Below are 14133 nucleotides of genomic sequence, written 5' to 3' on the forward strand. Positions count from 1 at the left end.
GCTCTTACTTTGCGGGCTCTTGCGGCGGAGCACCGTTGGAGGTGATCAAGCAATACATTCAAAACCAGCGGGGCTGACGCCCCGGCGAAATTCCCCTCCCACCTACGTCGGAGGGAGTCCCCTTTCGCATTTAAGATGGTGTTCATGGCATGTCCTGCATGGGGAAAACAAGTGGCATTGCTGGGCGCAGGCCTGGCCTGCGCCTTCACTACCCTCCTTGGCAGCACATCTCGTCCCTGTCGGAGCGCACAAGGGCGGGCCCGGAGGTGTCGGCGTCAACCAGACCGTCCGACAACACGGAGAGCCATAGCGACCGGCACGGTCACAACTTTACGTATTTTTCAAAAAAGTGAGGGAAAGGAGACGGGGCCTGTCGGCGACAGGCCCCGGGAGCACTACCCTTTCAGACCACCGAGGAATTCGGCGCGGGTGTCGGGCTGGGTCTTGAAGACGCCGCCCAGGGAGGTGGTGGTGGTGTAGGAGGTGGAGTCCATCACGCCACGGGCCTTCACGCAGAAGTGGGTCGCCTTGATGCTGATGGCCACGTCCCTGGTGCCAAGCAGGGTCTGCAACGCCAGCAGGATCTGCTGGGTCAGCCGCTCCTGTACCTGGGGACGGCGGGCGAAGAACTGCACGATGCGGTTGATCTTCGACAGGCCAATCACCTTGCCGCGGGGAATGTAGGCCACGTGGGCAAAGCCGTCTATGGTGACGAAGTGGTGCTCGCAGGTGCTGGTGAGGCTGATGTCCCGCACCATGATCATCTCGTCCACCTTCATCTTGTTCTCGATCACCGTCACCTTGGGGAAGGTGGCATAGTCGAGGCCGGAGAAGATCTCGTTCACGTACATCTTGGCAATGCGGTGCGGGGTCTCGGCCAGACTGTCGTCGGCCAGATCCAGTCCCAGCGTCTCCATGATGGCGCGCATATGACCTTCGATTTTTTCCTTTTTCTGCTGGCCGCTCAATTCATTGGCCACCAGAGGTGTCTCAAGGCCCTCGGCCTCGAGCGCCGCCCTGACCAACAGGGCTTCCTGGCTTAAGCTCGTCATCGTGTTTCTCTCCCACGCTCAGGGACTGTGCTGGCCTGCGGCATGGTGCCGCGGCGCAATCTTACAGGGCGATTATTGTCATAATTCTGTCTAACTCAAGCCCGGTGCCCGACTTTATGCCAAACCACCCCGTTTTGTCCGCACCGGCCTGCCCATTCGGGGGCAAGGCGCACGGCCGTGCCGCCTCTTCCCCACCTGCCATCCCGCGCAAGCCTCGCCCTGGTTACCCATCAGGAGGTAATTTAACGGGATAGCGCCCCAGAATCCGATCACACCGGGGCATCTGCCCCCCATTACCGCACCTTCGGCCTGCCCATCGGAGCGGATTTTTGGGATAATCCGCCCCCTACACACCAGAGAGGTCATGATGATGGGATTCGATACCGGTGCACTCCTCCCCTTGGACAAGGCCCTGCAAGGGATGCTGGAACAACTCACCTGCTGTTGCGAGACGGAGCGGTTGCCCCTGCCCCAGGCGCTGGATCGGATCCTGGCCGAGGAGATAAGCTCCCCTCTGTTCGTCCCCCCCTTCGACAACGCCGCCATGGACGGCTATGCCGTGCGCCTGGCGGATCTCGCCGCCGGGGTGCCGCTCCCCGTGGCGGGCAAGGCCTTTGCGGGCCAGCCCTATGAGGGGGAGTGGCCCGCCGTCCACTGCATCCGCATCATGACCGGGGCCCCTGTGCCCCCGGGTGCTGACGCAGTGGTGATGCAGGAAGAAACGCAAGCCGGCGACAACGGGATCACTTTCCTGACCCGCCCCGTTGCCGGCCAGAACATCCGTCGCCGCGGCGAGGACCTGGCGCAGGGTGACAGGGTGCTCGAAAGCGGCCTTCGCCTGAGCCCCAGAGAGCTGCCGCTGCTCGCCTCCCTTGGCATCGCGAACGTCACGGTGCGCCGTCCCCTCAAGGTCGCCATCTTCAGCACAGGGGACGAGCTCAAGCCTCTGGGCACCCCGCTCCAGCACGGGGACATCTACGACTCCAACCGCTACGGGGTCAAGGCGATGCTGAGCCGCATGGGCTGTGAGTGCCTGGACCTTGGCATCATTCCCGATGATCCGGAGGCCCTGCGCGCCGCCTTCTTGCAGGCCGACCGCGAGGCCGATACCCTGATCACCACCGGGGGCGTCTCGGTGGGAGAAGCGGACTTCACCAAGCAACTGCTCGAAGAGCTCGGGGAAATTGGCTTCTGGAAGCTCGCCATCAAGCCGGGCAAACCCTTCGCCTTTGGCCGGTTGCCAAACGCCTGGTTCTTCGGTCTGCCGGGCAACCCGGTCTCCGCCATGGTCACCTTCGATCAGCTGGTGCAACCGGCCCTGGCCAGACTGGCCGGTCAGCAGTTTGCACGCCCGCACCCCCTCCAGGCCCTGGCGACAGAGCCGCTCAAGAAGAGCCCGGGGCGCCTGGACTTTCAGCGCGGCATCCTGAGCGTGGGCCCGAATGGCCTCGAGGTACGCAGCACCGGCTCCCAGGACTCCGGGGTGTTCAGCTCCCTGTCCCGGGCCAACTGCTACATCGTGCTCGAACAGGAGCGCGGCAAGGTAGCCGCCGGTGAGACGGTCACCGTCGAGCCCTTCTCGGGGCTGCTGCTGTGAGTGAGATCCTGAGCGACGCCGAGCTCCTTCGCTACAACCGCCAGATCGTGCTCAAATCCTTCGACTTCGAGGGACAGGAGGCGCTCAAGCAATCCCGCGTGCTGGTCATCGGCGCCGGGGGCCTCGGCTGCGCCGCCAGCCAGTATCTGGCGGTGGCCGGGGTCGGCCACCTCACTCTGGTGGATTTCGATCGGGTGGAGCTCTCCAATTTGCAGCGCCAGGTGCTTCACAGCGACGCGCGCATCGGCCAGCTCAAGGTGGAGTCCGCGGCGACGTCCCTGCGCGCCCTCACCCCCTGGCTCGAGGTGGAGACCCACGCCGCCCTCGCCGACGAGGCGCTGCTCGATGCCCTGCTGCCAGGCCATCAGCTGGTGCTCGACTGCACCGACAACGTCGCCATCCGCAACCTCCTCAACCAGCGTGCCCGCCAGCACAAGGTGCCCCTGGTCAGCGGCGCCGCCATCCGGCTCGAAGGGCAGCTTTGCAGCTTCACCTGGCAGGAGGATGAACCCTGCTACGCCTGTCTCAGCGCCCTCTTTGGCGATCAGGCCCTCACCTGTGTCGAGGCGGGGGTGCTGGCCCCCGTGGTGGGGCTGGTGGGCAGCCTGCAGGCGCTCGAAGCCATCAAGCTGCTGGCGGGCATGGGCAAAAGCTACAGCGGCCGCCTGCTGATGATCGACGGTCTGGGTGGCAGCTTTCGCGAGCTGAAGCTTCCCAAGCGCCCCGACTGCCCGGTCTGCTCAAGACCCTGAGCAGCGCCCACAAAAAAGCCGAACCCCGGGGTTCGGCTTTTTTTATCTACCTCTGCTGTCTGCTCCCCTCAATGGGTTGAGAGGATCCGCTGCAACAGATGATTGAACCCGGCGGGATCTTCCGCCGGCCAGGCGTGGTGACCATCCGGGGTGTGGATGGTGGCATTGGGCAGGGAGGCGAACTGCTCCACCCGCCGCGCCAGGGGCAGATAGTCGTGACTGGTGGAGATGATGGCCACCGGCTGCCAGAGGGTGCCGAGACGAGCCCGCACCGACCAGCCGGGCAGCGCCTCCAGCAGCGCCTTGTAGGTCTTCTTTTTGTTGCGCACGAAGCGCCCCCGGAAGGTGTGGCGCACCTGGGCGAGATCGGGGCCGGGAAAGAGCTCGCGACCGAGCCACCACGCCAGCGGCCGCATGCCGAACCAGCGCAGCCACTTGAGGCGCATGGCATAGCGCTCCTGCTCCTTTGGCGTCTCCAGCAGAAATTCGCTGAAGCCGTTGACCAGCACCAGCCCCTGCACCTTGTGGGGCAGTTGCAGCGCCAGCTCCAGCGCCACCATGGCACCGAGCGACAACCCCACTACCCAGGCAGGCTCGGGCTGTTCGTCGAGCCAGCGGGCCACATCCGCCGCCAGGGTGGGCACGTCAAAGGGCCCCTCCTGCATGCTCTGGCCGTGGCCGCGCAAGTCGATGGCCACCACCCGGTAACGCTCGGAAAAACGCTCGATCTGCGCCTGCCAGTCGAGGCTGGAAGAGCCCAGCCCGTGCAGCAAGAGCAGCAAGGGCCCCTCCCCCGCACTGCGCAGGGCCAAGCCATGGGATTTCATTACCTGATTGCGACGCACCCGTCCCCCCTTTCTCGACGCCATGCCGGCCACTCATGACCAGCCCATCCGCACTCCGGTCCCCTGTCTACCCCTCTCCCACCAGGCTCACCGCCTTGATGTAGGCGTAGAGGCGCATGGCCGGCGTCAGGGCGAGCCGCTGCGCGGAGCGGCTGGTGATCCGGGCCAGCAGTATCTGCTGCCCGAGAGCCAACTGCAACAGGGTCTGCCCCGGTCGCACCTCCCGCACCTCCAGCAGCCGGGTCTCGAGGCAGTTGGAGAGGCTGGAGTGCACGATGGGCTCGGTGGCGATCACCAGATCCCGCGCCGCCACCTTGATCTGCAAGGGGCCCGCTTCATCGGGGGCATGCTCCATGGTCACCATCAGGGTCTGCTCCCCGAGTCGCAGGGTCGCCATCTGCTCGTGCTCGTCGTAGTGGGACAGGGTCGCCGAGAGCATGACCCCGACGTCGTCGCGACTGGCCAGCGACAGGTCGGTGCGGGCGAAGATCTCCTCGGGGGTACCCTGGGCCTCCACCCGTCCCTCTGCCAGCAGCACCAGTCCATCGCAGAGCAGGCTCACCTCCTCCATGGCGTGGCTGACGAAGATCATGGGGATGCCGCTCTCCTGCTGCAAGCCCTTGAGCACGTGGGCCTGATGGATGCGGCTGCGCCTGTCCAGCGCCGAGAAGGGTTCATCCAGCAGCAGCAGATCAGGCTCGGCCAGCAAGGCCCTGGCCAGTGCCACCCGCTGACGCTGACCCCCGGAGAGGCCGTGGGCCGGTTGCCCCAGCAGCTCGGCAAAGCCGAGGCGCGCAGCAAGGGCCTGTGGCTGCCAGCGCCCCCTCCCCTTGCGAGCCGCCAGTTGCAGGTTGCCGAGCACGCTCAGGTGGGGGAAGAGACGAGCATCCTGAAACACCAGCCCGATGCGCCGCGCCTCGGGGGGCAGGGCTGCAAGCTCGCGCCCCTGCCAGCGCAGGGCATCGCCCGGGGCCCTGTCGAGCCCGGCGATGATACGCAGCAGGGTGCTCTTGCCACAGCCCGAAGGACCGAACAGACCGAGGATGCGGCTGGGGGGCAGTGCCAGATCGCACGCCAGGGTGAAGGGGCCGAAATCACGTCTGGCCTTGAGGTAGAGGCTCATCCGAACAGCCTCCGTTGTCGGCGTTGCAGCACGCCGTAGACCAGCACCAGCATCACCAGGGAGAAGCCCATCAGGCCGCCTGCCAGAATATGGGCATTCTGGTAATCCATCGCCTCCACGTGATCAAACAGGGCGATGGAGAGCACCTGGGTCTCCCCGGGAATGTTGCCGCCAATCATCAGCACCACCCCGAACTCCCCCAGGGTGTGGGCAAAGCCCAGCGCTGCCGCCATCACGAAGCTGGGCAACGTCATGGGCAGGATGATGCGAAAGAAGCGCTCAAACGGGCCCATCCCCAGGGTGGCGGCAGCCTCCAGCTCCTTGTTGCCCATGTTGACGAAGGCGGAGGTGAGGGGCTGTACCACGAAGGGGAGCGAGTAGATGACGGAGGCGATGAGCAGGCCGAGGAAACTGAAGGCGAGCGGGGCCCCGAAGGTCTCCCGCCACCAGCCACCGAGGCCGTACTCCGGGGAGAAGGCCAGCAGCAGATAGAAACCGAGCACGGTGGGCGGCAGCACCAGCGGCAGGGCCACCATGGCCTCCACCAGGGGGCGCAGCCGGTGCTGGCTGCGAGACAGCCACCAGGCGAGCGGCGGCGACAGCAGCAGCAAGATGGCAGTGGTGCTGGCCGCCAGTTTCAGGGTCAACCAGACCGCCAGCAGATCCCCTTCACTCATAGGGTCCCCTCTCGGGTGTCGATAAAAAAACAGGGCGCCGTCATGACGGGCGCCGCCTTGGGACACGTCAGGCACCGGATTTGGCCAGCACGGGGCGGGCCGGCAGACGCCGGGCGCTTACTGCGGCAGGGCGTAACCCGCCGCCTTGATCTGCGCCTGTCCCGGCCCCTTGAGCCAGGCGACCAGGGCATCCACCGCCGCCCCTTTCTTCAGCACCAGGGCCTGCTGCTCGATGGGGGGATAGAAGCTGGCCGGCACCGTCCAGGCTTCGCCGGTCTTGCCCGCCTCCACCAGATTGGCCCAGGCGACGAAGCCCAGCTTCGCATTGCCGGTGTCGACGAACTGCCAGGTCTGGCTGATGTTGGTGCCGGTCAGCACCCGATACTGCTTGGGATCGATCATGAGATGAGCCAGGGTCGCCATGGCGGCGGCGCCATAGGGCGCTGTCTTGGGGTTGGCGATGGCCAGCTCCCCCTGCCAGTGGCGCAAGGTGGCCTCGTCAGGGGCAGGCCCCCCCTTCTGCCAGAGGCCGAGCTGACCGATGGCATAGGTGAAGCGCTCGCTCCCCTTGCCTTCCGACTCCAGCTTTTGAGGGGTCGCCACGTCGGCCGAGAGGAAGAGATCGAAGGGCGCACCGTGGGTGATCTGGGTATAGAGCACGCCGGTGGCCGCCGAACTGATGACGACGCTGTGGCCGGTCTTGGCGGTGAACTCCTTGCCGATGCGCTCTATGGTGCCCTTGAAGTTGGCCGCCACCGCCACCTTGACCTCGTCAGCCAGCACAGCACTGCTGTACATGGCGCCGGCGCCCAGCACCAACACGGATACCCATCTCTTCATTCCGTTGCTCCTTATGCTCCGGCACGGCCGGATCGATTGACGCGAGCCCGAGGCTCACTCCCCTTGTTGCCAGCGGGCCAGGGCGGCGTCATCGCTCGCCCTGGCCTCGACCCAGCGTTGCACCCCGTCGGCGATCAGCTCTTTTTTCCAGAACGGCGCCCGGGTCTTCAAGAAATCCATGATGAAGTGGCAGGCCTCGAAAGCCGCCTCGCGGTGGGCGCTGCTCACCACCACCAGCACAATCTGATCCCCGAGCAGCAGCTCGCCGATGCGGTGAATGAGGGTGCACTCCTGCAGGGGCCAGCGCCCGCGGGCCTCGGCCACTATGTTCGCCAGCGCCTTCTCGGTCATGCCGGGGTAGTGTTCGAGGGCCAGCCCCTTCACATGCTCCCCCTGATTGAAGTCGCGCACCTTGCCGACAAAGCTGACAATCGCGCCTGTGTCCTGCCGGGCAGCGAGGCGGGCATATTCGTCCGCCAGCGAGAAGTCATCCCGCTGCACCAGGATGCGATCGATCATGGTTGCCTCGCTCATCATCAGCCTCCGGTCACCGGCGGGAAGAAGGCGACCTCATCCCCGTCATGGAGGGGGGTATCCAGCGGTACCAGGGTCTGGTTGACCGCCACCAGGAGCTTGCCGGATTCGAGCGCCAGCGCCCACTTGTCACCTCGCTCGCTCAAGGCGGCGCGAAGGACATCGGCACTGGCGTAGTCGCAAGGCAGGCTGAGCTCGTCGCAGCCGACCAGCTCACGCACCTGGGCAAAAAACAGAACCTTGATCATGCCTGCTCTCCTTGGGTCGCACCCAGCTGGAAATGACCGGACTTGCCGCCCTTTTTCTCCACCAGACGCACCTGCTCGATCACCATGTCCTTTTGCACCGCCTTGCACATGTCGTAGATGGTCAGGGCCGCCACCGAGGCGGCGGTGAGCGCCTCCATCTCCACCCCGGTCTTGCCCGAGAGCTTGCACAGGGTGCGGATATGGACCCGATTGTGCGCCGTCTGGGGGGCTATCTCTACCTCCACCCGGGTCAGGGCCAGGGGATGGCACAGGGGAATGAGGTCGGCGGTCTTCTTGGTCGCCATGATGCCGGCGATGCGGGCGGTGGCGAACACGTCCCCCTTGTGGTGCTGACCACTCAGGATCAACGCCAGGGTCTCGGGGGCCATGGTCACGAAAGCCTCGGCGCGGGCCTCGCGTTCGGTCACCTGCTTGTCGGTGACATCCACCATGTGGGCCTCGCCGCTCTGGTTGAGATGGGTCAGGTTCATCTATGCACCTATCGAAAAATAAGATGGATGATCCGGGTTTACTCCCGGGATCACAGATGGGTCACGAAGTTGCACGGCCGGGTACGGGCATCGAGCTGATCCCGGATAAGCTGTTCCCAGCCCAGACGGCAGGCGCCGGTGGAGCCGGGCAGGCAGCAGATCAGGGTGCGATTGGCGAGCCCTGCCAGGGCACGGCTCTGCATGGCGGAGCCTTTTATCTCGGCAAACGAGAGCTGGCGGAACATCTCGCCAAAGCCCTGCACCGTGCGCTCGAACAGCACGCCGACCGCCTCGGGCACCCGGTTCTGCTCGTTGAAGCCGGTGCCGCCGTTGATGAGCACCACCTGGACTCCCTCGTCGGCAATCCAGTCGCTCACCTGGGCGCGGATGCGAAACAGGTTGTCTGGACAGAGCGCCCGATCGGCCAGCACGTGGCCGGTCTGGGTCAGGGCCTCGACCAGATAGTCCCCCGAGCTGTCATCGGCAGCGGTGCGACTGTCGGAAACCGTCAGGACGGCGATCTTGAGAGGGATGAATTCGCTGTGTTTGGGTGCCATTGGGGCCATTCCTGTCAATCATTGACCACGAGAGGATGAGGTGAACGCGCCGCACCGTGGTGCCAGCCATGAAAGGAGCCGGTGGGCGCCGCGTTGCCGGGAAGGGATTCTATCAAAAGATGTCTGGCTGGGGGGCGTCATTGCCCATTAATCTCGAAGGCCGCCGGATCCCGAGGATCCGGCGGCCTTCCCATCAGAAGCCTGGCACCCCTTTCATGTCAGGCAGTTGGTGCGCAATCCCCTTGTGGCAGTCGATGCAGGTGTTGGCCCCGCTTGCCAGGTTGGTGGAGTGCATCTGGGCGGCCCGACGCCCTTGCAGGGAGAAGTCCATGTACTCGAAGTTGTGGCAGTTGCGGCACTCGCGCGAATCCGTCTCCTTCATCCGCTGCCACTCCCGCTCGGCCATCTCCCGCCGGTGGGATTCAAACTTCTCGCGGGTATCCACCTTGCCGGTGATCATGCCCCACAGCTCCTTGGAGGCCTGCACCTTGCGGATGATCTTGTAGGTCCACTCGTGGGGTACGTGGCAATCCGGGCAGCTGGCCCGCACGCCGGAGCGGTTGGCGTAGTGGATGGTGTCGCGGTACTCCACGAACACGTTGTCCTTCATCTCGTGGCAACCGGTGCAGAAGGCCTCGGTGTTGGACGCTTCCATGGCGGTGTTGAACCCGCCCCAGAAGATGACGCCACCGAAGAAGCCCATCAGCAGGATGACCCAGAGGGCCGCCTTCGACGGTGACTTGAAGGTGGTCCACAGACGCTTCACAAAGCCGGGTAATTTCATCTATGGGCTCCTCAGTTCAGCGCTTCAACCGGTTTGAAGGTATTGTTCACCAGCGGCTTGGCGTCCGCTTGCGGCACGTGGCACTGCAGACAGAAGTAGCGGCGCGGAGAGACTTCGCCCAGGGTCATGCCGTCGCGGGTCTCGAAGTGGGTGGGGCTTATCTTGGGGGCCTTCATGGCACTGGCGTTCTTGAAGCTGTGACAGGCCAGGCACTTGTTGACCTTGTTGTCCACTTCATAGTTGCGGGTGTCGTGGGGGATCAGCGGGGGCTGGTGCATGTACTGGCGATCGTAGAGGTCGCCATCCTTGCGAAAGTTCTTCAGAGGGGCCGCGTCGGCATCCGTCACCAGATCCGTGCTTCCCCGCTCCGACTTGATGCCCCCCGTGCTGTTGGTGATCTCGGGGACGGCCGCCATCAAGGAACCCGCCATCAGGCAGGCCAGCATTGCTCCAATCAGCTTCTTCATTATGTGTTCTCCGACGTTTTCTCTGCCTTGACGGCAAAACCTACAGTGATTTCAAAAACTTGCTCCGCGCAGACATCGATGCAACGGCCGCAGTTGGTACACTCCTGAGCCGCAATCAAGGGCCCGTGACCACGCCTGGCACCGTGAACGGGGCCGCGCAGGATGGGACGCTCCGGGCAGACCGCATAACAATCCATGCAGTTGCTGCACCGCTCGCGCCCCGAGGCTGCAATCTTGATGAACCCGACCCGGTTGACCAGGGCATAGAAGGCCCCCACCGGACAGAGGTGGCCGCACCAGCCCCGCTCCACCACAAAAAGGTCGAACAGGAACAGCACCGCCAGCAGGCCCCAGCCCGCCCCCATGCCAAACAGCAGGCCCCGCAGGGTGAGCGACACCGGATTGACCAGCTCCCACACCAGCACGCCTGTGATGGCCGGCGCCACCAGCACCATGGCCAGCAGCCAGTAGCGGGTAGCGCGGTTGAACTGACCATTGCCCTTGAGCCCGAGCCGCCCCCTGAGCCAGGCGGCGACATCGGTGACCAGGTTGACTGGACAGACCCAGGAGCAGAACACCCGCCCCCCGACCAGCCAGTAACCCGCGAGCACCAGCCCGGCCCCGAGCCACAGGGTGGGGATGGGCCACTGGCCCGCCGCCACCGACTGCAACAGGGTCAGGGGATCCGTGAGGGGCACCGTCTCCAGCAGCAGGGAGCTGGAGAGGTTGCCCTTGAGGATCCAGATGCCCGCGAGCGGCCCCAGCAGGAACAGCCCCAGCACCCCGAACTGGCAAAGCCGGCGCAGCAGCAGGAAGCGGTGGGCACGCCACCACCCCAGCCTGGCCGTGGCCTCGGCCCCTGGATACCGACTCATAGACCCTCCGGTTTGCGGGTCGGCAGGGTGAGCCTGTCGCCGATGAGCGATTTGCCCGCCTTCGCCTTCTCTTCCCAGCCGAGCCGGTAGTGGTGACCCAGCTCCCCCTTGGCAAGCTGGCGAGGCACCACCTTGATGGCCGCCTCCTCCAGCACGCAGGCGTGCTCGCACTTGCCGCAGCCGGTGCAGAGATCGCTGTGCACCGTGGGCAGGAACATGGCGTGCTTGCCTGTGCGCGGGTTGTGCTGCAGCTCCAAGGTAATGGCCTTGTCGATGAGGGGGCAGACCCGGTAGCAAACGTCGCAGCGCAGCCCCAGGTAGTTGAGGCAGGTCTCGTGATCGATGAGCACCGCCACCCCCATCCGCGCCTGATCGATATCGGTCATGGCCCGATCCAGCGCCCCGCTCGGGCAGGCCGCCACGCAGGGGATGTCGTCACACATCTCGCACGGAACGGCGCGCGCCTTGAAGTAGGGGGTGCCGGTGGTCACGGGTTCAAACAGCCGGGCGAGCTTGAGGGTGTCGTAGGGGCATGCCTCGACGCAGAGCCCGCAGCGCACGCAGGCGCCGAGAAACTCGGCCTCGTCGAGGGCGGCCGGCGGGCGCAGCGCCTGGGCAGGCAAAGCCTGCACCTGCTGGCGCGCCACGCCGCCGAGCCCCACGCCAAGCAGGCCCACACCGCAGACCCCCTTGGCCATGTCGGCCAGAAACTGGCGCCGACTACGACTCATCTCGCGCTCCCCCGCCTCAGGCCTTCATGACCTTGACGGCGCACTTCTTGTAATCCGTCTCCTTGGAGAGCGGATCGGTGGCGTCCAGGGTCAGCTTGTTGACCAGCTGGCTCGCATCGAAGAAGGGCATGAACACCAGTCCCTTGGGCGGACGGTTGCGGCCACGGGTCTCGACCCGGGTCTTCACCTCGCCCCGGCGGGAGGAGACGATCACCTCTTCACCACGGCGCACGCCACGGGCCTTGGCATCTTCCGGGTGCATGAACAGCACCGCATCCGGGAAGGCGCGATAGAGCTCGGGCACGCGACGGGTCATGGTGCCGGTGTGCCAGTGCTCCAGCACGCGACCGGTAGAGAGCCACATGTCGTACTCTTTGTCCGGAGCCTCGGCGGCGGGCTCATAGGGCAGCGCAAAGATGACCGCCTTGCCGTCGGGCTTGCCGTAGAAGCGTACCCCCTCCCCCGCTTTCACGTAAGGGTCGAACCCTTCGCGATAGCGCCACAGGGTCTCCTTGCCGTCCACCACAGGCCAGCGCAGGCCGCGGGCTTCGTGATACTGATCGAACGGCGCCAGATCGTGGCCATGGCCGCGACCGAAGGAGGCGTACTCCTCAAAGAGCCCCTTCTGGACGTAGAAACCAAAGTGCTCGGCCTCGTCGTTCAGGGCCCCCTTGCTCTGCTCTTTCGGGAACTGGTTCACCTGGCCGTTGGCATAGAGCACGTCGAACAGGGTCTTGCCCTTCACTTCCGGCATCTTGGCAATCAGCTCAGCCGGCCACACCTCTTCCACGGTGAAGCGCTTGGAGAATTCCATCAGCTGCCACAGGTCGGATTTGGCCCCTTCCGGTGCCTTCACCTGCTGGTGCCAGAACTGGGTGCGACGCTCGGCGTTGCCATAGGCCCCCTCTTTCTCCACCCACATGGCGGTGGGCAGGATGAGGTCGGCCGCCTGGGCTGTCACGGTCGGATAAGGGTCGGAGACCACGATGAAGTTGGCCGGGTTGCGATAACCGGGCAGCGCCTCTTCATTCATGTTCGGGCCGGCCTGCATGTTGTTGTTGCACATCACCCAGTAGGCGTTGAGCTTGCCGTCTTTCAGCATGCGGTTTTGCAGCACGGCGTGGTAGCCCACCTGCTCCGGGATGGTGCCTTCCGGCAGCTTCCAGATCTTCTCGGCGATGGCGCGGTGTTTGGGATCCGTGACCACCATGTCCGCCGGCAGACGGTGGGCGAAGGTACCCACTTCACGGGCGGTACCACAGGCGGAGGGCTGGCCGGTCAGGGAGAAGGGGCCGGAGCCCGGCTGGGAGATCTTGCCGGTCAGCAGGTGGATGTTGTAGCAGAGGTTGTTGGCCCAGACGCCACGGGTGTGCTGGTTGAACCCCATGGTCCAGTAAGAGACCACTTTTTTGTCCGGATCCGCATAGATCTGGGCCAGCTTCTCGAGCTTGTCCTTGGGCACACCGGAGAGCTTGGAGACGGACTCCAGATCGTAATCCGCCACGAACTTGGCGAAGTCCTCGAAGCTCATGGGGGTGGAGTCGCCGCTGTCCGGGTTCTTGGCCTTTTGCTGCAGCGGGTTGGTGGGACGCAGGCCGTAGCCGATGTCGGTCACCCCTTTGCGGAACTGGGTGTGCTTGTTGACGAAATCCCAGTTCACCTTGTCGTTCTGGATGATGTAGTTGGCGATGTAGTTGAGGATCGCCAGATCGGTCTGGGGGGTGAACACCATGCCGTTGTCCGCCAGCTCGAAGCTGCGGTGCTCGAAGGTGGAGAGCACGTGCACCTGCACATCCTGGTGGGACAGACGGCGATCGGAGATGCGCGACCAGAGGATGGGGTGCATCTCGGCCATGTTGGAGCCCCACAGCACGAAGGCGTCGGCCTGCTCGATATCGTCGTAGCAGCCCATGGGTTCATCCATGCCGAAGGTACGCATGAAGCCCACTACCGCGGAGGCCATGCAGTGACGGGCATTGGGATCAAGGTTGTTGGAGCGCAGGCCTGCCTTCATCAGCTTGGCGGCGGCATAGCCTTCCCAGACGGTCCACTGGCCGGAGCCGAACATGCCGACGGCGGTCGGGCCCTTCTCTTTCAGGGTCGCCTTGAACTTCTCGGCCATGATGTCGAAGGCCTGATCCCAGCTGATGGGGGCGAAGTTGCCGTTCTTGTCGAACTTGCCGTTGGTCATGCGCAGCATGGGCTGGGTCAGGCGATCCTCCCCGTACATGATCTTGGAGAGGAAGTAGCCCTTGATGCAGTTCAGGCCGCGGTTGACCGGTGCATCGGGATCCCCCTGGGTCGCCACGACGCGGCCAGCCTGGGAGCCCACCAGCACGGAGCAGCCGGTCCCGCAGAAGCGGCATGGCGCCTTGTCCCAGGTGATGGCGGTCTTGTCGGTACTGGTGATCAGGTTCGCCGCCAGAGTGGGGGCACTGACACCGGCCACGGCGGCGGCTGCCGCCACCGCATTGGCCTTCATAAAGTCGCGTCGACTCAGCTTCATGACATATCCTCGCATTGCTTAATCACATCAATGACAGCCATTGTGACGAGCCGC

At 64.8% G+C, this 14133-nt stretch carries 17 protein-coding genes; 3 read left to right on the forward strand and 14 right to left on the reverse strand.

The features are described from left to right. On the forward strand, positions 1–77 hold a 77-nt coding region (locus tag C3418_RS07910; protein WP_174213905.1), incomplete at its 5' end, for a transposase. Positions 78–395: 318 nt separating this feature from the next. Here C3418_RS07910 and folE read toward each other — a convergent pair. Further along, entirely contained in the window at positions 396–1052 is a 657-nt protein-coding gene (gene folE / locus C3418_RS07915) for a GTP cyclohydrolase I FolE (protein ID WP_010674171.1), read from the reverse strand. A gap of 370 nt (positions 1053–1422) precedes the next feature. Here folE and moeA point away from each other — a divergent pair, with 370 nt between their 5' ends. Together moeA and moeB are read left to right on the forward strand one after the other, a co-directional pair. Next, complete coding sequence (gene moeA / locus C3418_RS07920) at positions 1423–2649, forward strand: molybdopterin molybdotransferase MoeA (protein ID WP_052814829.1); 1227 nt, start codon at positions 1423–1425, stop codon at positions 2647–2649. Next, positions 2646–3401: a molybdopterin-synthase adenylyltransferase MoeB gene (gene moeB / locus C3418_RS07925; RefSeq protein ID WP_052814816.1), complete on the forward strand. Its 756-nt coding sequence runs from the start codon at positions 2646–2648 to the stop codon at positions 3399–3401. The genes moeA and moeB overlap by 4 nt, the downstream gene beginning before the upstream one ends. A gap of 68 nt (positions 3402–3469) precedes the next feature. On the opposite strand, the gene C3418_RS07930 is transcribed toward moeB, so the two are convergent. The 13 genes from C3418_RS07930 to napA all read right to left on the reverse strand — a co-directional run bounded on the left by C3418_RS07930 (position 3470) and on the right by napA (position 14079). Further along, positions 3470–4246 carry an alpha/beta fold hydrolase gene (locus C3418_RS07930; RefSeq protein WP_049636339.1) on the reverse strand — a complete coding sequence of 259 codons (777 nt, stop codon included), beginning with the start codon at positions 4244–4246 and terminating at the stop codon, positions 3470–3472. Positions 4247–4313: 67 nt separating this feature from the next. Next, complete coding sequence (gene modC / locus C3418_RS07935; protein ID WP_052814818.1) at positions 4314–5369, reverse strand: molybdenum ABC transporter ATP-binding protein; 1056 nt, start codon at positions 5367–5369, stop codon at positions 4314–4316. Then, a complete protein-coding gene (modB, locus tag C3418_RS07940; protein WP_010674165.1) occupies positions 5366–6046 on the reverse strand; it encodes a molybdate ABC transporter permease subunit in 681 nt (226 codons plus the stop codon). Before modB ends, modC begins: the two co-directional genes overlap by 4 nt. 117 nt (positions 6047–6163) lie before the next feature. Beyond that, positions 6164–6886, reverse strand: coding sequence for a molybdate ABC transporter substrate-binding protein (gene modA / locus C3418_RS07945; RefSeq protein WP_052814820.1), 723 nt, complete (start codon positions 6884–6886; stop codon positions 6164–6166). 54 nt (positions 6887–6940) lie between these two features. Beyond that, positions 6941–7420 carry a molybdopterin synthase catalytic subunit MoaE gene (moaE, locus tag C3418_RS07950; protein WP_052814822.1) on the reverse strand — a complete coding sequence of 160 codons (480 nt, stop codon included), beginning with the start codon at positions 7418–7420 and terminating at the stop codon, positions 6941–6943. Between the two features lie 2 nt (positions 7421–7422). Next, positions 7423–7668 (reverse strand): molybdopterin synthase sulfur carrier subunit, encoded by a 246-nt coding sequence (gene moaD / locus C3418_RS07955; protein ID WP_048207331.1) that lies wholly within the window; start codon positions 7666–7668, stop codon positions 7423–7425. Beyond that, positions 7665–8159, reverse strand: coding sequence for a cyclic pyranopterin monophosphate synthase MoaC (moaC, locus tag C3418_RS07960; protein WP_103858283.1), 495 nt, complete (start codon positions 8157–8159; stop codon positions 7665–7667). The genes moaD and moaC overlap by 4 nt, the downstream gene beginning before the upstream one ends. A gap of 50 nt (positions 8160–8209) precedes the next feature. After that, entirely contained in the window at positions 8210–8716 is a 507-nt protein-coding gene (moaB, locus tag C3418_RS07965) for a molybdenum cofactor biosynthesis protein B (RefSeq protein WP_039038846.1), read from the reverse strand. A gap of 193 nt (positions 8717–8909) precedes the next feature. Continuing rightward, positions 8910–9500: a cytochrome c3 family protein gene (locus tag C3418_RS07970; protein WP_010674159.1), complete on the reverse strand. Its 591-nt coding sequence runs from the start codon at positions 9498–9500 to the stop codon at positions 8910–8912. Between the two features lie 11 nt (positions 9501–9511). Next, positions 9512–9967, reverse strand: a complete 456-nt coding sequence (locus tag C3418_RS07975) for a nitrate reductase cytochrome c-type subunit (protein WP_041212738.1) — start codon at positions 9965–9967, stop codon at positions 9512–9514. After that, positions 9967–10842: a quinol dehydrogenase ferredoxin subunit NapH gene (gene napH, locus C3418_RS07980; protein ID WP_049636341.1), complete on the reverse strand. Its 876-nt coding sequence runs from the start codon at positions 10840–10842 to the stop codon at positions 9967–9969. The genes C3418_RS07975 and napH overlap by 1 nt, the downstream gene beginning before the upstream one ends. Beyond that, positions 10839–11573 (reverse strand): ferredoxin-type protein NapG, encoded by a 735-nt coding sequence (gene napG, locus C3418_RS07985; protein WP_049636342.1) that lies wholly within the window; start codon positions 11571–11573, stop codon positions 10839–10841. Before napG ends, napH begins: the two co-directional genes overlap by 4 nt. A 16-nt stretch (positions 11574–11589) precedes the next feature. Further along, positions 11590–14079 carry a nitrate reductase catalytic subunit NapA gene (napA, locus tag C3418_RS07990; RefSeq protein WP_103858284.1) on the reverse strand — a complete coding sequence of 830 codons (2490 nt, stop codon included), beginning with the start codon at positions 14077–14079 and terminating at the stop codon, positions 11590–11592. Positions 14080–14133: the final 54 nt, after the last annotated feature.

The sequence above is a fragment of the Aeromonas sp. ASNIH8 genome (assembly GCF_002919855.1).
Classification (GTDB): domain Bacteria; phylum Pseudomonadota; class Gammaproteobacteria; order Enterobacterales; family Aeromonadaceae; genus Aeromonas; species Aeromonas caviae.